This window comes from Pseudomonas sp. H11T01 (assembly GCF_048515765.1).
In the GTDB taxonomy this organism is placed as follows: Bacteria; Pseudomonadota; Gammaproteobacteria; order Pseudomonadales; family Pseudomonadaceae; genus Aquipseudomonas.
Map to the genome: position 1 here is coordinate 17,131 of NZ_JBLYED010000005.1, position 20,535 is coordinate 37,665.

Here is a 20,535-nt window from a genome sequence, read left to right on the forward strand (position 1 = left end):
TTGTTGATGAGCTGTGTTTGCGATTTTTTAACACTGGGGGTTCGGGGGGCTGTAACCATTAAAAGTCATGGGGGCATGAGTTCTGGTCATACCCAGCCCCGCCTGGTAGACCGCTGCCACGCCTTCGAAGACGTGTTCAATGTCGAGCGCCACAGCTCTATTTGAGAGGATGCCCTACGCAGAAAAGGGCGACCGGAAAAAAGGGCCGTTCAAGACGCAAGGCTTCCTTCATCTTAATGTCATCAAAACCCATCACGACTACACCGCCCAGACCCGCTGCGGTGACCGCCAAATACATATTTTGAGCGGCTGCTCCAGCTTCGAAATCAACGTAGCGTGCGCCCCTTAGACCGTCGGCTTGTTGAGCCGCGGTATCCATCAACGTTCATCCATGCGAGTTTGTGCTGACAGTAGCAGACGCTCTGCTGCCTTCTGCTCGCACTCAAAGAAATTCCTTTCGGATGTCGATACTCGACCGTTCGCCAATATTCCGGTAGTTCTGCGTGAGCCACGCCTCGGCCTCGCGTCGTCCGTTGTCGCGCAGTCCGCAAAGGAAGTCCCAGCCCGCGTTGTACTTGCTGGACACGCTGAGGGCGCACATCGCTTCGTCGGACCGAATGGAGTGGATCATCATCTCCTTCATCTCGTCGCGATCGACCTTGCCTTGCTGGATGAGGTCGGTGACAAAGGCGATGGTGCGCATCTCACGCATCAGCGACGAGTTGAAGCTGATTTCATTGATGCGATTAAGGATATCGGCAGCTGTAATGGGCACGCCCGTGCGGACGAGCGGGTTGATGTGGACGATCACCACATCGCGCGTATTGCAGTGGTAGATCAACGGGAAAATGGCCGGGTTTCCCATATAGCCGCCATCCCAGTAGTGCTGGCCGTCGATCGTGATCGCCTGGAACAATGTCGGCACACAGGCCGAAGCAAGCACCGCTTCGGCGCTGACGTCCTCGCCCGAGAAGATGCGTATCTTCCCCGTCTCGACATTGGTTGCGCACAGATAGAGGTGGAGCGGGCATTGCTTTCGCAAGGCGGCGAAATCGATATGACTCTCCAGCACCTCCCGCAGCGGATTCAAGTTGTGGCGATTGAACTGGTAAGGCGAGAAGATACGAAGCGCCATGTCCGCGAACGCATACACGGGCGAATGGTCCAGCCCGAAGCTGTGCGTCCCTTTCAGCCATGGCATCCAGCGCAATGGGTTATGACGCTCGGCGGACTGCGCCACGGCGTACCAGAAATCGTGCAGCGCCTGGCGCGCGCCGGTCTCGCCACCTTGCAGCATGCCGTAGGCCAGCACGACGGCATTCATCGCGCCGGCACTGGTTGCACTCACCCCTTCAATGGCAAGCCTGCCGTCCTCGAGCAACCGATCGAGCACCCCCCAAGTGAACGCACCGTGCATCCCGCCGCCCTGCAAAGCCAGCGCGACTGACTTACGCTCATGCGTCATCGATCGTTCACTCCCCGCTTGGTGCCCAGGCATCGAGCAGCGCCTTGGCTTGTAGCAAATCAACGCTGTCGAAGCCTTCGGTGAAGAAACTATAGATGTCGGCCAGCATCTGCCTGGCCGCCTCCCTGTCTCGTGTTGCCCATAGCTGAGCAAGGCTCACTGTGGCTCGTAACTCGAGTGACTTTGCCCCTTGCTGTCGAGCGATCGAGATCGCCTGGTGAAAGCATGCTTGCGCTTGCTGCTGCACGGCAGAATCCTGTCTGTCTTCGCCCGGACATTGGAGGATAAGAGTTCCCTTGAGCCTGTACAGTTCTGCTTCGTAAAAGTGCTCGCCTGTTCTGTCCACCATAGCCAGCGCGTCGGTCACGACATCCAATCCTGCCTGCGGTTGCCCGGCGCGCCCGTGAGCTGCGGCCAGCAGGGCCAGAAAATAAGAGCATCCAAGCTCTGCTCCGGCTGCCTGGTAAGTGGCGATACCCTGGGTGATCTGAGCGATACCCTCGTCCAGGTTTCCCTGCTCGGCGCGAGCCCAACCCTGGAGAATAGTCCCCCACGCCAAATAAAACGGAAACCCTTGTTCGAGTGAAAGCTTGATGGCGGCATCAGCACACTCTTCGGCAAGTTGTACGTCGTGCCGAAACTGTCCCAGTATCGAGGTACCAGACAGGGTGAAGGCCAGGCTGAACGGGTCGCAAATCTTATTGGCCAGAGCAAGGGCATCCCGGCTGCGCGTGCTTGCCTGATCGGGGAAACCCAATAACCAAAGGGACCAGGCCGAGTGTGTCAGGGCGTAGCCCGGGTCTATGCCGTACGTAATGGCATGTGTGCTATGACGGTCCGGATTGTAGAGGACACGCACCCGCTCCTGGTGTTCAAGGGCATTGCGCAGATCCCCCTGTAAAAGCAATGTCGCCCCGAGTGCCGCATGGGCTCCCACGAGCAAGTCCGGATTCTGCGCAGTTTGCGCAACACTGAGCAATCGTTCACCCAGTTCGCATGCAGTTGAGTATTGCGCACGCAACTGGTAGTGCGTCCGCAGCCCCAGCAGCGCAGGGAAAAGCGAGTCGTCGCCTACTTGCGCGCATAGCGCCAGTGCACGGGTGTAGGTGGCCGCCACCTCGGGCACACCATAGCCTCGCACGGCCATCAAGGCCGGCCCCAGGCAGAGCAGCAACGTCAGTTCCTGATGAGCACGCGCGGGCGTGTCGGGCAGATGCTCGAGCAATTCCAGCGCCGCGCCGAGGTGCCGCACCGCATCGAGATGGGCACTATGCTGGAGGGCCTGTTGCCCGGTACGCTGCAGGTATTCCACGGCCTTCGGGACATTCCCGCTCAGTCTGTAGTGGTGCGCCAGTTCGCTGCAGTAATCCGCGATGCGGGTGGGGAACAGTGCCTCAATGGCCTGCGCCGTGCGTTCGTGCAGTGCGCTACGCCGCTCCGTGAGTAGCGAGTAGCCTGCGACCTCCTGGGTCAGCGCATGCTTGAACGAATACTCCACCTCCGGAAAGGCGGGCCGCTGGTAAATGAACTCCGCGGCCTCCAATCGGGCCAGCAGATCGCGCAAATCGTCGTCCATCCGAGCGCCCCGTCCATCATAGATGCGCTGGATCAGACTGAACACAAACTCCTTGCCGATGACGGCGAGCGTCTGCAGCAATTCCTTCTGCGCAACGGGGAGCCGGTCGATACGGGCGGCGAGCACACCCTGCACAGTGGTGGGAATGTGCAGCGCAGCCGGAGTTTGCTCGATCCGGTAACGGCCGGGTTCGCCGAGCAGCGATTTCTCCTCGACCAGCGTTTGCACTACTTCCTCCATGAAGAAAGGGTTGCCCTCCGTCTTCTCCAGGATGAGCTGTTTGAGGGGGACGAGGGTCAGATCGTCCCCAAGCAGGGCCGCGAGCATTCCCTGGGCTTCGGCCGGGCCCAGCGGTTCGAGCCGCAGCTGGCTGCAATGGCCCGCGTGCGTCCACACAGGTTGATACTCGGGCCGGTAGTTCACGAGGAGCAGGATCGGAGCACTCGCCACGCGGTCGATGAGGCACGCGAGGAATGCTTCGGTCTCGCGGTCCAGCCATTGCAGGTCCTCGAACAGCAGTTCGATCGGCTGATCGCGACTCTCGCGCGCCAGGAGTTGCGTAATCGCGTCGAAGATGCGATCGCGCCGGATCTGCGGATCCATTTCCGCGAGCGCCGAACTGCGTTCGCCAATACCCAGCAGATAAAGCAGGTAGGGCACGAGATCCTCGAAGCTGCGCTCAAGCGTCAGGGTCTTGCCCATGACCTTTTCCCGGCACCGCCGCTCGTCGTCCAGGGCAGTGATCTGAAAATAGTTTTTCAGAAGCTCGATGAGCGGAAAATAAGCAAAGGCCTTGCCGTGCGACACCGAGAACGTCTCCAGCACCAGACAGCCGCGCCGCGAGCGTTCCTTGAACTCATGGAACAGCCGCGACTTCCCGACCCCGGCCTCGCCTACCACCGCGACAACCTGCCCGAGGCCCCCTTTGGCCTGATCGAGCGCCTGATGCAGGTGGTCCAGCTCGACCTGGCGGCCGACGAACCTGGCCAGTCCGCGATGTGCCGCCAGTTGCAGGCGCGTGCGCAGCGCGCCGATACCCTGCACCTCGTACACGACGAGCGGTTCGGGGATACCTTTGACCTGGGTGGCCCCCAGAGTCCTGAACTCGAAATAGCCCTCCGCCAACTTGTGGGTGGACTCGCTCACCAGGATCGACGATGGCGCGGCGATTCCCTCCATCCGGGACGCAATGTGGATCGTGTGCCCGACCGGATCGTAATCGGTGTGCAAATTGTCCGTGCGGATCGAACGCACGACGACCTCTCCGGTGTGGATGCCAACGCGGATTTGCAGCGGAATGCCTTTCTCCAGACGAATACGGTCGCCATGTCGGTGTATCGCCTCCTGCATGCGCAGAGCCGCATACAGCGCCCGCTGCGGGTGGTCTTCATGGGCGATGGGTGCGCCGAATAGCGCAAGGATGCCATCGCCCAGCGTCTTGGCCACATAGCCTTCGTAGTAGTGGACGGCTTCCATCATCAGCGCAATGACGGGCTCGATCAGGCGCTGGGCCTCTTCCGGATCGAGGTCGTGGATCAGCGCCATGGAACCAGCCATGTCGGCAAACAGCGCCGTGATGGTCTTGCGTTCGCCGGCGGTCTCGCCCCGGGCTTCCATGGCCGCCTGTTCAGCGCGGATGCGTTCGGCAAGGTAATGGGGCGTGTAATGAATGGGCGCTGGAGAAGCCTCTGAAACAGGCTGGGGGCGCGGTGATGGCGCAGCAGGCGCATCGGTTAGCGGTGCGCCGCATTCACTACAGAATTTGGCGCCAAGGCCCGCCTCGTGGCCACAGCGCGGACAGCTGCAAGACAGCCTGGTGCCGCACGCTTCACAGAAGCTGGCCCCGGAGGGATTCTCGAATTCGCAGTTTGCGCAGCGCATACGACCTCCTCCTTTGCCTGGTGCCTGCTTCTTAACATTAGGCGCCGGACCCGCTGGCGGCAAGACGCAACCGGATGAGGCTTTTTTTAATACTCGTTCGTTATGCAGACGGTGCCTTCAGTACCTGCTGCACCGCACCGTCCACACTCAAACCACTGAGTACTACCTGCAAACGCTCTGTTTCCGGCAAGGCCGACAATGCTGCTTTGGCCTCGTGCTTCAATCGTGCCAACACCAATCGCCGGCCTTCGACGCTGACATGAACAAAGAATTCCTCCAGCGCCTCGATGCTGGTGCCATCCAGGTCGGGTGACTCCTCCAGACTCAGAATCACCGTATGAATCGGCTCCTCACTGTCTCGTATCAACCTGAGCGCCCCGCCCAGGATCCGTTCGACATTGGCGAAAAACAGTGGCTCACCGGGGCGAAGAATAAGCACACCAGGAATTTTCAGGGCCAAAGGATGCCGCTGCAGGTCGACGTAATCATGCCCGCCGCCCATTTGCCCAAGGATCTGGATATCCGCCGAGGACATCTGCCGCAGCATCAGCATCACGCTGATGGCAACCGCTACCAACAATCCGTCCAGCACGCCGAGTACCAACACCGCAACCACGGCACAGATGACCAGCAACCGATCGCGGCGCCAGATAAAATAGCGCCCTAGCGGCTCCAGGCTCAGCCCACGAGCCAGGGCCTGAATGACGATGGCGGCCAGTACCGGCTCCGGCGTCAGGGCAATATATGGCAGCACGGTCAACACGATGACCAGCACCACCAAGGCCGCGACACCCCCCGCCAGACGTGAACCGGCACCTGCTGCTTCATTGGCGGAGGTCGCCGAATAGCCAGCGCCCGCCGGCATGCCATGAAACAGGCCGGACAGCAGATTGGCCGCCCCCAGCGCCAGCAAATCCCGGTTCGTAGACACCCGATCGCCATGTTTGAGGGCAAAAGAACTGATCGAGCCGTACGACTCGGCATACAAGATCATCACCATGGCAAAGCCCAACTCACCGAGGCGCAACCAGCTAGTGAATGGCAACACCGGCAACTGTGGGACTTCCAGGCTCAGGTCGATCACACCGATCAGATTCACACCATAGGCCGGCAGGTTCAGCCACTGACCGGCCGCGATGCCGACCATCACCACCAACAGTCCTCCCGGCATGTGTTTGACCCGTGCAAACAGCCATAACAGCGCCAGGGCAACCGCCGCAACACCGGCGCCGGTCCAGTTCCAGCGCGGTAATTGCTCCAGTAACTCAGGCAGAAAGCGAATCAGGTTGCTGTTCGTCAGGTGCACGCCAACAACCGTCGCGACCTGTTTGAGGATGATGGTGATCGCCAGCCCTAAAGCGAACCCGCGCAACACGGGCTTGGCAATGAAGGACGTCACGCTGCCGAGCTTGAACAGCCCCGCCAGTAAAAAGAACGCCCCGGTGACCAATACCAGACCGATTGCCAGCGTCAATCGCAGCGCCGAATCGCCACCGGCAAGCGTCGCGGTTGCCGCTGCCAGAACGGCTGCCGAAGAGGATGTCGCGGACACAATGGCGAAACGGCTGGTACCGAACAGCCCGTAACACAGTAAACCGGCGAACAAGGCGATGACCCCGGCCTGAGGCGGTAATGCACCAATGCTCGAATAGGCAACGGCTTCAGGCAACAGCAAGCCGGCAATCGACAAGCCTGCCAGCAGATCCTGCGTCCGGCTTGCCTGCGGCGGTGCCGCCTGCTCTGGGGCTGGCGCAGAGGTTGGGGCGCGCGGACTACTCAGCAATCGAACTGACCCCGCTCGACAGGAAACGGGGCTTCTGACTGCGTGCAAGATTCATGGTGTTGGCCTGAAGTTTCTGACCCTGATCGGTTACAAGGTCACTGGCGATTCGGCTCTGGGGGGGAAATCAGCCCGGAGAAACTTACTGAACGGCGTCGCGTCCGTAAGCCGCAAGCATAGTCGCCAATAGCGATACGGCCTTGATATCAATCAACCGGGCAGCGTTCACACGCTGAACCGGCCGTCGCCAAGGGTCAGTTAAGGTGCGAAACCTGTGGGAGCCGGGCTTGCCCGCGAAGCGAACACCGCGGTTTTTCAGGCATTACGCGTCATCGTTCTTCGCGGGCAAGCCCGCTCCCACAGGTTTTTCTGCAACTTAACTGACCCTTGGCCGCCGGCTCAGGTTCAGGCTGTGAGCGAATAGATCAACGCCGAAATCGCCACCAGCCCTACCAGCGTCACGAAGACGTTGGAGGCCTGACCGCGATACCGAGCCATGGCCGGCACACGACGAATCGCATACATCGGCATCAGGAACAGAATCGCCGCGATGATCGGGCCACCGAGGGTCTCGATCATGCCGAGGATGCTCGGGTTGAGCGTCGCGACGATCCAGCACACCACCAGCATGAAAGCTGCAGTCATGCGATCCAGAGCCTTCGGCGTCGGGCGACGACCGCTCTTGACGATCAAGCCCTTCAAGCCTTCGCTGGCGCCAATGTAGTGGCCCAGGAACGACTTGGAGATCGCCACAAATGCAATCAGCGGTGCGGCGAAAGCAATCGTCGGGTTGCTGAAATGGTTGGCCAGGTACGACAGGATCGACAGGTTCTGCGCCTTGGCTTCGGCCAGTTGTGCCGGTGACAAGGTCAACACACAGCTGAAGACGAAGAACAGCACCATCACCACCATCAAGCCGTGGGCGCGCGACAGAATCTGTGAGCTGCGCTCTTCGGCATGGGCGCCATAACTGCGCTTCTGATCCACTGCAAACGCCGAGATGATCGGCGAGTGGTTGAACGAGAACACCATCACCGGAATCGCCAGCCACAGGGTATGCAGCAGGGCCGACGGCTCAGGCAGCGTGGAGGCGGTAGCCAGAATGCCGCCGTTCCAGTGCGGCACCAGAAAAACCGCTAAAAACAGCAAGGCAACGATGAACGGATAGACCATCAGGCTCATGGCCTTGATGATCGCTTGCTCTCCGCAACGCACCACCGCCAACAAACCGATAATCAGCACGAATGACAGAATCGCTCGCGGTGGCGGCGTGATGTGCAACTGATGTTCGAGGAAACTGCCCACGGTGTTGGTCAGGGCTACGCTGTAGATCAGCAGGATCGGGAAGATCGCGAAAAAATACAGCAAGGTAATCACTGCGCCCGCCTTGATCCCGAAGTGCTCTTCGACCACTTCGGTGATGTCCGCACCTGCGCGGCCGGAGAGCACAAAGCGAGTCAGGCCACGGTGCGCATAAAAAGTCATCGGGAACGCCAGCAACGCCAGGATCAACAGCGGCCAGAAACCGCCAATGCCGGCGTTGATTGGCAAAAACAGGGTACCCGCACCGATCGCCGTGCCGAACAGGCCCAGCATCCAGGTGGTGTCATGGCGATTCCAGCTACTGAGGCTAGCTGGTTGAGCCGCTTCATAGCGTTCGTCGACGCTATTGGCTTGATCATTCATCCGGTCGGATCTCCGCATTCCGGTCATTTGCCACACAGTCGGAGCGAGTCAGAAAAAGCTGACAGGCAGCGCCCCGGCCGTAACAGGGGCGCGATTCTCCGGGATTAATGAACAGAAGCAAAGACTTAGCTGAGGAGCGGTTATGCGGATCAGTTTTGCCGTCTCTCTCGAAAAATAGATTTTTAAAGAAATCTATTTTATAAATGTTACTTAACATGTATTTTTGATCCACTCAACAGCCACCCTCCTGCGGAGTCATCCCATGCCTTTAGTTCGTGTCGACATCAAAAAGCACCAGGACCCCACTTACGTGAAACGGGTCGGCAAGCTGATCTACAACGCCATGCACACCGCCATCGGCGTCCCTGAGCACGACAACTTCCAGATCCTCGCCGAGCACGATGAACAGCACTTCATCTACGACCCGGTCTACCTGGGCATCAACCGCACCGACAACCTGGTAATCATCCAGATCACCCTGAACGAAGGCCGCAGCCTTGAGCAGAAGAAGCTGCTCTACACAACCATCGCCGAAAGCCTCAACAGTGAACTGGCCGTGCGCCTGGAAGATGTGTTCATCAACCTGGTAGAGGTCAAGAAAGAGAATTGGTCGTTCGGCAACGGGGTTGCTCAGTACGCCGGTTGACCCCAACATGACGGCTTGAATCTGCTTTTATCTTTTATGTGAGCCACTGATGCCCCGAGTCTCCCGCAAACAAGCCGACCTCAACCGCGAAATCATCGCCGAGGCTGCGACGCGCCTGTTTCGCGAACGGGGCCTGCACGGCATCAGCGTGGCCGACGTGATGGGTGCTGCCGGGCTGACCCATGGTGGTTTCTACGGTCACTTCGATTCCAAGGAAGCGCTGGCGCAGGAGGCCTGTGGCCGCGCATTCGAGCAATCGGCGCAGCGCTGGCAGGTCAAAATCGACGAAAGCACCGACAAACATACTGCGCGACGGGCCATCGTCGAGCCCTACTTGTCACCCGCCAATCGCGATAATCCTGGAGAAAGCTGTCCGGTGGCGGCCTTCGCCGGCGACATGTGCCACGAAGCCTGCGAAAGCGGGCTGCATCAGACCTATACACAAGGCCTGGAAACACTGCTGCAGACCTTCTCCTCGCTGATGGAATCCGACAACCCCGACACCGACCGACAAGCCGCGCTGGTGCAGTACTCGCTGTTGGTCGGCGCTTTGACCCTGGCGCGGGCCACTCGCGGCGAGTCGTTGTCCGATGAAATCCTCGACGCCGCCCGGACGTTTCTGATGGCGCAGCGCTGACGGTAGCGTTGACAAGCTTCGACAGCCAACAGCATGATCGGCCCATGAACATTTTCGCGCTCATTCTCACCCGTACCACCACGACCGCCTACGGCGGGTCGTGTGGTCGTTACGTGGATTGAACATCGCGCAGTGAACCCAAGGCCCCGCCAGCAATGGACGGGGCCTTTTGTTTCTCCGTCCATCTGGCACACAAGGAGAAACACCATGCCATCACTCAGCGCCAAACACCCCGCTCTGTTGATCATCGATATGCAGGTCGGGCTATTCGATGGACCGGAAAAACCCCATGACGGGGAACGCGTTCTGGCCAACATCAATCAACTGATCAGCAAAGCTCGCCTGACCGGCGCGCCCATTTTTGCGGTGAGGCATACCGGCCCTCAAGGTTCGCCCATCGCCTCCGGGAATCCATTGTGGCAACTGCTGCCCACCCTTGAACTGGACTCGAGCGTTGACACGCTGTTCGATAAAACCAGACCCAGCTGCTTTTTCGGCACCCCTCTGACCGATCAGCTGACAGCGGGCGGGATCAATGAGTTGGTCATCGTCGGCATGAAAACCCAGTTCTGCATCGACACTACTTGCCGTGTTGCCGTCGAACTGGGGTTTCAACCAACCCTGGTAGCGGACGCCCATACCTGTATGAACACGCCAGCGCTGCCGGCGGCAGCGATCATCGAACACCACAATGCGACGCTTGGCGGGGCTTTCGTGAAACTGCTGAACACGGCAGATGTTCAATTCTGACGGGATAAGTGCCAGCCGCTAAAAGATCGCAGCGTGGCTGCAGCTCCTACGCCGACCGATGGGTGAACACCGATCCCCCTGTAGGAGCTGGCGCAGCCTGCGATCTTTTGATCTTGCACCTGACCTCTAAACGCGCCGGGGTTGCGGGGGACACCTGTTTCGATAAGCTGCGATCTTTCAACCCACACCGCGCCGCGCCAACTACCCTTGTCAAACATTTCCCGAGCCAGCAATCTTGGGTCTTCTTCAACAATGTCCTGGGGATGGGCAGCGCACTATTTAAAGCTTCGGCAAATCCATCGATTGAAATCCTTAGGAGCGCAGTATGCCCGTCACCGTTCTGGTACTGGTTGAAACCATTAACGACTACCTGCCGATCCTCGAAAAAAGCGGTTTTCACCTGATTCTGGCGCCTACACCCGCCGAGCGGGCTCAGGCCATAAAGACTCACGCCGGACAGATAAAGGCCGTGCTGACCCGCGGTCCCCTTGGGTTGTACGCTGAAGAAATCGCCGCCCTGCCGCATCTGGAAATCATTTGCGTGATCGGTGCTGGCTATGAACATGTCGACCTGCAAGCCGCCAGCAACCGGGGCATCCGCGTGACCAACGGCGCTGGAGTGAACGCTTCGTCGGTGGCCGACCACGCCATGGCGTTGCTGCTGTCCCTGGTGCGTGACATCCCTCGAGCGGATGCGGCGGTCCGGCGCGGTGAGTGGCCGAAAATCATGCGCCCGTCACTCGCTGGCAAACGCCTGGGCATTCTCGGCCTTGGTGCTGTCGGCATGGCCATCGCCAAACGCGCCGCCAACGGCTTCGACATGACGGTGAGCTATCACAATCGTCAGTTGCGCAGCGACGTGCCCTATAGCTTTTGTTCGACCCCCGCCGAACTGGCCCGGGCCTCTGACTTTCTGATCATCGCTACCCCTGGCGGTCCGGGCACACACCATTTGATCAACAAACAGGTGCTGAGCGCGCTGGGTCCTAACGGCTTTATCGTCAACATTGCTCGGGCCAGCGTCATTGTCACCGCTGATCTGATCACGGCGTTGGAGCAACGCCGGATCGCCGGTGCTGCACTGGACGTATTCGATGCCGAGCCGCAAGTGCCGGAAGCGCTCAAGGTGCTGACCAATGTGATCCTCACGCCGCATGTCGCCGGGCTCTCTCCAGAAGCGACCCGAGGCACCGTTGAGTTGGTGGGCAAGAACCTTCTGGCCTATTTCTCCGGTCGCCCGTTGTTGACGCCAATTGAGCTACCGCTCGCGAAATGATCGGGGGTGACGCATTGGGCTTTCAAACGTTTGTATCAAAAGCAATGATTGTCCGGCAACACGCTCACCTATAAAGGCTTGCTGTGGTTGTGGGCTCCGGGTGGGCGCATTAGATTAGCCAATGATGATGGCCCTTAAAAATAAGCAGAAGGGATAAGCATGGCGCTTACTGACCAGTCCACCCGCATCCGCTCCGGCGAAGAACTCGATGTCAACCTCATCGACCCGTACCTCAAGGCGCACATTCCAGGCTTGAGCGGAACGCCGCAGATCAGCCAGTTTCCGGGTGGTGCTTCGAATCTGACCTACCTGCTGGAATACCCCGAGCAGGAGTTCGTCCTGCGTCGACCGCCGTTCGGCCATAAAGCCAAATCCGCCCACGACATGGGCCGTGAATATCGCATTCTCAATCAGCTCAAAGACGGCTTCCCGTATTGCCCGAAAGCCTATGTGCACTGCACCGACGAGTCGGTGATCGGCGCCGAGTTCTACGTGATGGAGCGGGTCAAGGGCATCATCCTGCGTTCCGACCTGCCGCCGGAACTGGGCCTTGATGCGCAGAAGACCGAAGCGTTGTGCAAGAGCTTCATCGACAAATTCGTCGAACTGCATCGGGTCGACTACAAAGCCTGTGGCCTGGCCGATCTGGGCAAGCCTGAAGGTTATGTCCAGCGACAGATTCGTGGCTGGAGCGATCGCTACGACAAGGCGCTGACCCCCGATGCACCCAGCTGGGAAGCGGTCAAAGCCTGGCTCAATGACAAGATGCCCGCCGATCATCCGACCTCAAGCATCGTGCACAACGACTATCGCTTCGACAACGTGATCCTCGACCCGAACAACCCGATGCAGATCATCGGCGTGCTGGACTGGGAACTGACCACCCTGGGCGATCCGCTGATGGACCTGGGCAACACCCTCGCCTACTGGATCGAAGCCGGCGACCCGGCTCCCGTACAACTGATGCGCCGCCAGCCGAGCCATGCGCCCGGCATGTTGACCCGCCGCCAGTTCGTCGATTACTACGCCGAACGCGCAGGGCTCCAAATCGACAACTTCGACTTCTACTACACCTACGGGCTGTTCCGCCTGGCCGGTATCGTGCAGCAGATCTACTACCGCTTCTTCCATGGCCAGACCCAGGACAAACGCTTCGCGCAGTTCATTCACATGAACACACTGCTGGAGCACATGAGCCTGCAAGTCATCCACAAATCCAGCCTCTGACTGCGCGCCCAGCGCCTGGCATACAACAAGGAAAAACCATGTCTAAGACTCAGTTGTTCGACCTCGACGGCAAGATCGCTTTCGTTTCCGGCGCCAGCCGCGGTATCGGTGAAGCCATCGCCAAACTGTTGGCCCAGCAAGGTGCCCACGTGATCGTCTCGAGCCGCAAACTCGACGGTTGCCAGCCTGTTGCCGACGCGATCATCGCCGATGGCGGCAAAGCCACGGCGGTCGCCTGCCACATCGGTGAAATGGACCAGATCACCCAAGTCTTCGCCGGGATTCGCGAGCAGTTCGGGCGTCTGGATATTCTGGTCAACAACGCGGCGACCAACCCGCAGTTCTGCAACGTACTGGATACTGACCTCGGCGCATTCCAGAAAACCGTCGATGTGAACATTCGCGGTTACTTTTTCATGTCGGTGGAAGCCGGCAAGCTGATGCGCGAGAACGGTGGCGGCAGCATCATCAACGTCGCTTCGATCAACGGCATCTCGCCGGGCATCTTCCAGGGCATCTACTCGGTGACCAAGGCTGCAGTGATCAATATGACCAAGGTCTTTGCCAAGGAGTGCGCGCAGTTCGGCATCCGCTGCAATGCGTTGCTGCCGGGGCTGACTGACACCAAGTTTGCTTCGGCGCTGGTGAAGAATGACGCGATTCTCAATACCGCGCTGCAGCAGATTCCGCTCAAGCGAGTGGCTGCGCCGAGTGAGATGGCCGGGGCGGTGTTGTATTTGGCCAGTGATGCTTCGAGCTATACCACTGGGGTTTCGCTGAATGTGGATGGTGGGTTTTTGTCCTGATTCAGTGTTTCTGGTGAATGTGAGGCAGCCATCCAGGCTGCCTTTTGTTTTTCCGGAAGTGGCCATTTTGCTTTCGAACCACCGAGACTGATGACGCTCACTCCCCTTCGAGCAGATGCCCCAAAAACAATCCCGCAGCGACCGACAACGCCTCTCGCGACCTTACGCACAAGCTGAGTTCGCGGGACGCCCACGCCTCATCCAGCCTGACCACCTTCGCCCCGTCCATTTTGTAAATCCGCGCACTCCCCTCAGGCATGATGCCAATGCCCACTCCGGCCTGAACCATCAGGCACAGCGCGTCGTAGCTGGAGACTTCCATACGGATTTTCAGTGAGCGCCCCAGGTCGTTGGCGGCCTTGATCAACTGAAAGTTGAGGTGAGTGCCGCTGCGCAAGGCAATGTATTCGTGTTCCAGGGTTTCGCTGAATTTGACTGATTGGCGTGCGGCCAGCGGATCTCCGTTGGGCACCAGCAACACCAGCCGATCAGTGCGAAACGGGAAGACCTCGATGTCGGCGCCATGCGGCAGACGCGTGAAGATGCCGATGTCGGCGCGGTTTTCGGCTACCGCTTTGGTGATGGCCAGACTTTGCTTTTCTTCGAGGCTGACGTTGATCAGCGGGTACAACTCCATGAACGACTTGATCAAGCCGGGCATGAATTGGGTGATGGCGGAGATGTTGGCCTGGACATGCACCGAGCCACGACGGCCGTAGGAGTATTCGCGCATCTGAACGACGATTTCGTTGAGGTTGTTCAGGGCACTGCGAGCCATGAACAACAGCGACAGGCCGGCGTCGGTCGCAGAAATGCCTTTGTTGGTGCGGTTGAGCAGTTTCGAGTCGAGCAGTTCTTCCAGTTCGCTGAGCCGCTTGCTGACCGCCGCCGCAGCGATGTGTTCGCGCTTGGCAGCGGCAGCTATGGTGCCTTCTTCGACGACGCTGACGAAGAGTCGCAACGAGACCGGATCGAGTTTCATGTGAGGTACCAGGTTTGCTGGCCTGAATGGCCAGCATAGTACCTCCTCAGGCATCGGCTCAGAATGCTCCGGACAACAGATGGCCGGCGTTCGGCACCTGAGCCTTGAGGCCGAGGGTTTTCAGCATCTGATAAACGGTAGCGACCGACGCCGACAGCACCGGTTTGTCGAGGCGATCCTGTACGACCTGGATCGCTGGCAGCGAAGGCATCTGTACACAGCACGACAGCACCACTCCGTCGGCCTGTCCGATATTCAGCTTGTCGGCGTGGGCCACCAGATTCATCGGGTCCAGACGACCGACTTCGAGGTTGTCGGACACCTCCAGACTAATGGAGTCGACCACTTCGATTCCAGCCGCCTCAATGTAGTCGATGACCTGCTGGGTCAGCGGTTTCATGTACGGAGTGATGATCGAGACTTTCTTGTAATCGAGCATGTTCAGGCTATCGATCAGCGCACCTGCGGAGCTGAGAACCGGAGAGGTCGACTTGTTAGAGGCAACGGTTTTGCTCAGACGCTCTTGCGAAACTTTGTGATAGCCCGCGCCCTGGCACATGATCGCCACCAGGCAGGCGTAGGCCATGACATCAACCCGCGCGTCACTCAGCTCCAGCGCGCAGCGGTCACTGTCGATATCCATCTTTTTCAGCTCCTCGGGGCTGACGTGCATCATGCGCATGCGCGAGGAGTGGAAGGTGAAACGCTCTTCTGGAAACAGCGAGTAACGCGAAGTCAGCATCGCCGGGATTTCGGTTTCCATCGTCGTGTTGGAGCTGGGTACGATTTGGCCGATTCGGAAGTTTTTCATGGGTTTGTCCTCTGAACAGTGCAGATCAGTTGCCGCTGGTGAGTTGAACGCCTTTGGTTTCCTGCAGCGTGAACACCATGACGGCGGCGATGACGTAGGAAACGGAGGCAAGAGAAATGGTGGCGGTGAAGCCGATGAGCGGGATCAAGATGGGTACCAGCTTGATGCCGGCAATGGCGCCGACCCGCCCGAAGTTGAAGCAAAAACCCGACGCAGTAGAACGGATGCTGGTCGGGAACAACTCTGAGTACCAGGCGCCGAAGCCACTGAAATATCCGGTGAAGAAACCCATCAGCGCGGCCAGCGAACCGAGGGTGATGACGTTCTGAGTGGTGAACAGCAGCTTGCCGTCGGTCAATGGCATCAAGGTCGCCGAGTAGGCAAACACGGGCACCATGATCGCCATACCGCCAAAGAAGATCGCGAACGACAAGCGTCGACCGATGCTTTCCGCCAGGTAGCCGTAGGCCAGATAACCGATGGTGGCGCCGATGCCGATCCAGATGACGAACACCGGTGCTTGATCGATGCGTACGTTCAGAATGTTCTGCAGATAAGCCGGCATGAAGGTGGTGATGATCCAGTAGCCGTACATGCCCAGCACCGAAATGCTCAGGCCCAGCATCGTCAGCTTCAGGTACTGCGGACGGAAAATTTCCATCAATCGGCCTTTGTCGGTGTTGCGGCTCATGTATTCGCGGTTGGCCAGCCATACCGGCGACTCCTTGACGAACAGCCAGATGAACACCAGGGTGAAATAGGCCGGGATCGAGGCATAGATGAACAACGTCCGCCAGGACTCGGGGTTGCCGCCGTCCAGGAAACTCCAGGCGAAAATCGCCGCCAGAAGACCACCACCCGACCAACCGGTCTGCATCACCGCAAACGCCTTGGCGCGACCGGCCGGTGGCCAGATCTCCGAAACCAGCGCTGCAGCGGCGGACCACAACCCCCCCACGGCGATGCCGACGCAGAAGCGGAACAGATTGAGTTGCCAAAGGCTGTCGGCAAAAGCGCAGAGCAAGGTGCCGGTACCGTAGACGAACACCGACAGCATCATGGTTTTCTTGCGGCCGATCTTGTCGGAAACATTACCGAGGAAGAAACCGCCAATACCGGTCGCCAGCAGAAACCAGGCAACGGTGGAGACGATATCGCCCAGGCCAACGGAGAAGGTCTTGGCGATCGCCAGCAGCACAAAGCCGAAGATGGTCGCGTCCAGAGCATCAAACAACCAGGCGGCCCAGGAGCCACCCAACGTAACGTAACGCTGGCTGGCGGTCAGTTGACCGCCTCCATCGACTAAAGGGGCACTGGCCGCAGATCTGGCAGCTAGGGTTTTCATGGGTTAAACCTCATGGGACTCAACTTATTATTTTTGGGAACTCGTGCGCCGACGAAAGCGATCGGCGAGCGAATGGTCATATGCGACCGATGTTAGGAGGGGAAAAGGGCGTCGTATATCAGGCATTGGCGAGCTTGCCATCGCGGATGGCGATGGCTACAACAGAGACGACTGCAAGCGGCACGCTACACTTTTCAGGTTCCGCCGCAGCGTCTGAGCGGCCATAGCCCCTGTCTCCTGATCTGGAGGTATCCAATGAGCGATAGCACCGAACTTTTCACCGGCTGGGCCGCAACGGCGGCCGGCGCTCCACTGGAGCGCTATAGCTACGATCCCGGTCCATTGGGGGAAGAAGAGGTAGAAGTCGCAGTGGAGTACTGCGGCGTCTGTCACTCCGACCAGTCGATTATCGATAACGAATGGGGCCTGAGCCATTACCCCTTTATCCCCGGCCACGAGGTGGTCGGCAGTATCGTGCGAGTGGGCGCACAGGCGCGTGGCCTCGCAGTGGGACAACGGGTGGGCATTGGTTGGTACAAGGGCAGTTGCATGCATTGCTCCTCGTGTATCGGAGGCTCCCACCAGTTATGCAGCACAGTCCAACCCACCATAATCGGCAGCAACGGAGGCTTCGCCGACCGCCTGCGTTCGCACTGGGCCTGGGCTCTTCCAATACCGAACGGACTCGACCCGGCCATGGCCGGACCACTGTTCTGCGCCGGCTCGACGGTGTTCAACGCGCTAGTGGAATTCGACGTCAAGCCCACTGACCGGGTCGGTGTGGTGGGAATCGGCGGGCTCGGTCATCTGGCACTACGCTTCCTCAACGCCTGGGGCTGCGAAGTCACAGCCTTTACCTCGTCGTTGAGCAAGCAGGACGAAGCCAGGCGCCTGGGCGCGCACAACGTAGTCGCCTCGACCGACAGTAACGCGCTGAAGTCCATTGCCGGCACCCTGGACTTTCTCCTGGTGACCGCCAACGCCGACCTCGACTGGCCAGCCATGCTCGCAATCCTGCGCGGCAAGGGTCGCCTGCATTTTGTTGGCGCAGTGCCCGGCGCTATTCCAGTGCATGTGTTCGACCTGCTTCCCCAACAAAAGGCCTTGTCCGCCTCGCCGGTCGGCTCCCCCGGTACCACGGCGACCATGCTGGAATTCTGCGCACGTCATCAGATCCTGCCGCAGGTCGAGCACTTTCCCATGAGCCGGGTCAACGAAGCCATCGATCACCTGCGCAGTGGCAAGGCGCGCTACCGCGTCGTGCTGGACGCGAGCAAATGACAGACTGGCGCGTCGGGTAACGCCGCAGGCACGGACCTGCTGGTTCGCTCAACGCGCCGAAATGCTCGATTGCGGACATCGACGTCCGAAATGTTCGGACCTCTAACGCATTTTTCCCGACCCTCTCTATTCCTACACTAGGTCCATCAACTTTTCCGCAGCGGGAATACCATGGACTCAACCCAATTCATCAAAGGCAAACGGCCGCTGTACTGGCTGGCTGTGGGCACTTTTGCCGTCGGTACCGAAAGCTTCATGATTGCTGGCCTGCTTCCCGGCATGGCGAAGGATCTTGACGTTAGCGTCGGCGTGGCGGGCCAGTTGGTCACCGTATTTGCACTGGCCTATGCACTGGGCTCTCCGGTGCTTGCTGCGCTGACAGGGCATCTGAATCGGCGCAGGCTGTTGATCGGCGCCATGGCGTTATTTGCGGCTGCCAATCTGCTGGCCTTTGCGGCCAGCGGTTACTGGTCGTTGATGGCCGCGCGAATGGTGTTAGCACTCGCGGCGGCGGTTTATGTACCCGGTGCGAATGCGCTGGCCAGCGTGGTCGTGCCACCCGAGCAGCGTGGTCGCGCCATCGCCATCGTCAACGGAGGCCTGTCGCTCGCCATCGCCCTCGGTGTTCCGGCGGGCACCGTGCTGGGTGCGGCAATGGGCTGGCGCGCCACGTTCGGCAGCGTCGCGATCATTTCCGCGTTGGCTGTTGCCGGTTTGCTAATAGGACTTCCACGCGAGATAGGGGCCGGACTCGCCACTGCCAGCCTGCGCCAGCGTGTTTCAACCGCGGCTCAGCCAGCGGTATTGCGTACGCTGCTGATCACTACGTTGTGGGCGATGGCCAGCTACACCACTTACACCTACCTCGCTCCGTTTTTGGAATCCACCACCCTCATAAATGGCCCGGCGATAGGTTTCGTGCTGTTTGGCTGGGGTGTTTCAGCCGCAATCGGCCTGGCCATCAGCGGCCCAGCGGTAGACCGCAGAGGTCCGCGCGCAGTGATCCTGCCAGCGTTGGCGGCATCCACTACCGCCTTCATCGTCTTGTCACTGGCGCCGCACTTTGTCGGCAAACAGTTCGTGGTTGTGCCGATCGTCCTCGCCATCGCCGCCTGGGGCGTGGCGCACTGGGCTTTTTATCCTGCCCAGCAAACCACGCTGGTCGGTGTGGCGGGCGTTGCGAGCGCGCCGGTGGTGTTGTCGCTCAATGCCTCCTTTATGTACCTCGGTTTCTCACTGGGTGCGGGTCTCGGCTCCCTGACTTTGCGCTACAGCTCGTTAGCCAACCTTGGCTTTGTCAGTGCCCTCTGCGCGGCGGCGGCCTTGACCTTGGCCTATGCCAACGGCCGCCTGGCTTGCGGAGTCAGATGCGCAAGTGCGCACTCATGTAGTCAATAAAAACGCGTAGCCTGGGCGAGGCATAGCGGCTGGCTGGCCACAGCATCCAGAAGACGACCTGGCGGTCGATGTAGTCGTCCAGCACCGTTACCAGCTGCCCGTTTTCCAATGCTTCGCGCACCAGGAAAGTAGGCAGAAAGGCAATGCCCCTGCCCTGGATTGCGGCATAGGCAAGAGGCTCGATCGTGTTCGACGTCATCGTGGCGGGCAGCACCAGTTCAGCCTCGGAGGTTTCGAGCCGCAGCGGCCAACGCTCCAGCTTTCCCGTTGCGGGGAATTTGTGTTGCAGGCAGAAATGGCGTTCCAGTTCACGCGGATAAGTGGGTACACCATGGCGCTTGAGGTACGTGGGTGACGCCACCAGCACATGTGCGCAGGAACCCAAGCGGCGCGCGGCCAAGCGAGAATCGGTTTGCTCGCCGGTCCGAATCACCGCGTCGAACCCCTCCTCGATCACATCGACCATGCGGTCGCAATAATCGATATCCAGTTCGACTTCCGGATACCGCTCCATGAACCCGTCAAAGGCCGGCATCATCAGGTCGCCCAGTAGAGGAGTGCCCACGCGAAGCCGCCCACGCGGGCTGCCAGCCAGGCCTGACAGCTCGGACTCGGCAGCGGTGACCTCGCTGAGGATGCGGCGGCATCGCTCAAGGAACAGGGTCCCCTCGGCAGTCAGCGTGATACTGCGTGTGCTGCGATGAAACAGCCGTACATGCAAGCGCTCTTCCATCCGAGCGATGGTTTTGCCCACGGTCGATGACGACACCCCCAGCTGCCGGCCGGCCTCGGTAAAGCTGCGCGTTTCGGCAACTTGCACGAACATTGAAATGCCACTGAGACTTTCCATCACTTCCTGCCTGCCCCGGTAGTGCCCCACCAACAAGGCGGGATTACGGAAAAACCATCCGAAATGTTCGGCATCGCGGGATATTTTTCTTCAACCGTCGTACGCCTACAGTGCGCACATCCCACCACTGACAGGTAT

The 20,535-nt window shown here is 59.6% G+C and carries 17 protein-coding genes; 8 read left to right on the forward strand and 9 right to left on the reverse strand.

The features are described from left to right. Positions 1–157 precede the first annotated feature (157 nt). The 5 genes from ACN1C3_RS08025 to ACN1C3_RS08045 all read right to left on the reverse strand — a co-directional run bounded on the left by ACN1C3_RS08025 (position 158) and on the right by ACN1C3_RS08045 (position 8,388). Positions 158–379, reverse strand: a complete 222-nt coding sequence (locus ACN1C3_RS08025) for a nitroreductase family protein (RefSeq protein WP_419115277.1) — start codon at positions 377–379, stop codon at positions 158–160. Between the two features lie 63 nt (positions 380–442). After that, a complete protein-coding gene (locus tag ACN1C3_RS08030; RefSeq protein WP_419115278.1) occupies positions 443–1,465 on the reverse strand; it encodes a patatin-like phospholipase family protein in 1,023 nt (340 codons plus the stop codon). 7 nt (positions 1,466–1,472) lie between these two features. Then, positions 1,473–4,922, reverse strand: a complete 3,450-nt coding sequence (locus ACN1C3_RS08035) for an adenylate/guanylate cyclase domain-containing protein (protein WP_419115279.1) — start codon at positions 4,920–4,922, stop codon at positions 1,473–1,475. A 100-nt stretch (positions 4,923–5,022) separates the two neighbouring features. Beyond that, the gene (locus ACN1C3_RS08040; RefSeq protein ID WP_419115551.1) at positions 5,023–6,624 is read right to left on the reverse strand and encodes a SulP family inorganic anion transporter; all 1,602 of its coding nucleotides are present in this window, start codon (positions 6,622–6,624) and stop codon (positions 5,023–5,025) included. A gap of 483 nt (positions 6,625–7,107) precedes the next feature. Then, on the reverse strand, positions 7,108–8,388 hold the full coding sequence (locus ACN1C3_RS08045; RefSeq protein WP_419115280.1) for a serine/threonine transporter: 1,281 nt from the start codon (positions 8,386–8,388) through the stop codon (positions 7,108–7,110). Positions 8,389–8,650: 262 nt separating this feature from the next. Here ACN1C3_RS08045 and ACN1C3_RS08050 point away from each other — a divergent pair, with 262 nt between their 5' ends. From ACN1C3_RS08050 to ACN1C3_RS08075, 6 genes are all read left to right on the forward strand, one after another. Further along, a complete protein-coding gene (locus ACN1C3_RS08050; protein WP_419115281.1) occupies positions 8,651–9,034 on the forward strand; it encodes a tautomerase family protein in 384 nt (127 codons plus the stop codon). A gap of 49 nt (positions 9,035–9,083) precedes the next feature. Continuing rightward, positions 9,084–9,671 carry a TetR/AcrR family transcriptional regulator gene (locus ACN1C3_RS08055; protein ID WP_419115282.1) on the forward strand — a complete coding sequence of 196 codons (588 nt, stop codon included), beginning with the start codon at positions 9,084–9,086 and terminating at the stop codon, positions 9,669–9,671. Between the two features lie 207 nt (positions 9,672–9,878). After that, positions 9,879–10,421: a cysteine hydrolase family protein gene (locus ACN1C3_RS08060; protein ID WP_419115283.1), complete on the forward strand. Its 543-nt coding sequence runs from the start codon at positions 9,879–9,881 to the stop codon at positions 10,419–10,421. A 325-nt stretch (positions 10,422–10,746) separates the two neighbouring features. Further along, entirely contained in the window at positions 10,747–11,697 is a 951-nt protein-coding gene (locus ACN1C3_RS08065; RefSeq protein WP_419115284.1) for a 2-hydroxyacid dehydrogenase, read from the forward strand. Between the two features lie 159 nt (positions 11,698–11,856). Next, positions 11,857–12,924: a phosphotransferase family protein gene (locus tag ACN1C3_RS08070; protein WP_419115285.1), complete on the forward strand. Its 1,068-nt coding sequence runs from the start codon at positions 11,857–11,859 to the stop codon at positions 12,922–12,924. A gap of 38 nt (positions 12,925–12,962) precedes the next feature. After that, positions 12,963–13,730 (forward strand): SDR family oxidoreductase, encoded by a 768-nt coding sequence (locus ACN1C3_RS08075; RefSeq protein ID WP_419115286.1) that lies wholly within the window; start codon positions 12,963–12,965, stop codon positions 13,728–13,730. Positions 13,731–13,827: 97 nt separating this feature from the next. Here the strand turns inward: ACN1C3_RS08075 and ACN1C3_RS08080 are convergent, their stop codons facing one another. Genes ACN1C3_RS08080 through ACN1C3_RS08090 form a run of 3 tightly spaced genes read right to left on the reverse strand, consistent with a single transcriptional unit; the run spans position 13,828 to position 16,868 of the window. Further along, a complete protein-coding gene (locus tag ACN1C3_RS08080; RefSeq protein WP_419115287.1) occupies positions 13,828–14,712 on the reverse strand; it encodes a LysR family transcriptional regulator in 885 nt (294 codons plus the stop codon). Positions 14,713–14,770: 58 nt separating this feature from the next. Then, positions 14,771–15,523 carry an Asp/Glu racemase gene (locus ACN1C3_RS08085; protein ID WP_419115288.1) on the reverse strand — a complete coding sequence of 251 codons (753 nt, stop codon included), beginning with the start codon at positions 15,521–15,523 and terminating at the stop codon, positions 14,771–14,773. A gap of 25 nt (positions 15,524–15,548) precedes the next feature. Continuing rightward, complete coding sequence (locus ACN1C3_RS08090) at positions 15,549–16,868, reverse strand: MFS transporter (RefSeq protein ID WP_419115289.1); 1,320 nt, start codon at positions 16,866–16,868, stop codon at positions 15,549–15,551. A gap of 255 nt (positions 16,869–17,123) precedes the next feature. Here ACN1C3_RS08090 and ahr point away from each other — a divergent pair, with 255 nt between their 5' ends. Both ahr and ACN1C3_RS08100 read left to right on the forward strand, forming a co-directional pair. Continuing rightward, entirely contained in the window at positions 17,124–18,149 is a 1,026-nt protein-coding gene (ahr, locus tag ACN1C3_RS08095) for an NADPH-dependent aldehyde reductase Ahr (RefSeq protein WP_419115290.1), read from the forward strand. A gap of 171 nt (positions 18,150–18,320) precedes the next feature. Then, a complete protein-coding gene (locus ACN1C3_RS08100) occupies positions 18,321–19,547 on the forward strand; it encodes an MFS transporter (protein ID WP_419115291.1) in 1,227 nt (408 codons plus the stop codon). Here the strand turns inward: ACN1C3_RS08100 and ACN1C3_RS08105 are convergent. Continuing rightward, on the reverse strand, positions 19,513–20,397 hold the full coding sequence (locus ACN1C3_RS08105) for a LysR family transcriptional regulator (RefSeq protein ID WP_419115292.1): 885 nt from the start codon (positions 20,395–20,397) through the stop codon (positions 19,513–19,515). The two genes, ACN1C3_RS08100 and ACN1C3_RS08105, sit on opposite strands and share 35 nt — an antisense overlap. Positions 20,398–20,535: the final 138 nt, after the last annotated feature.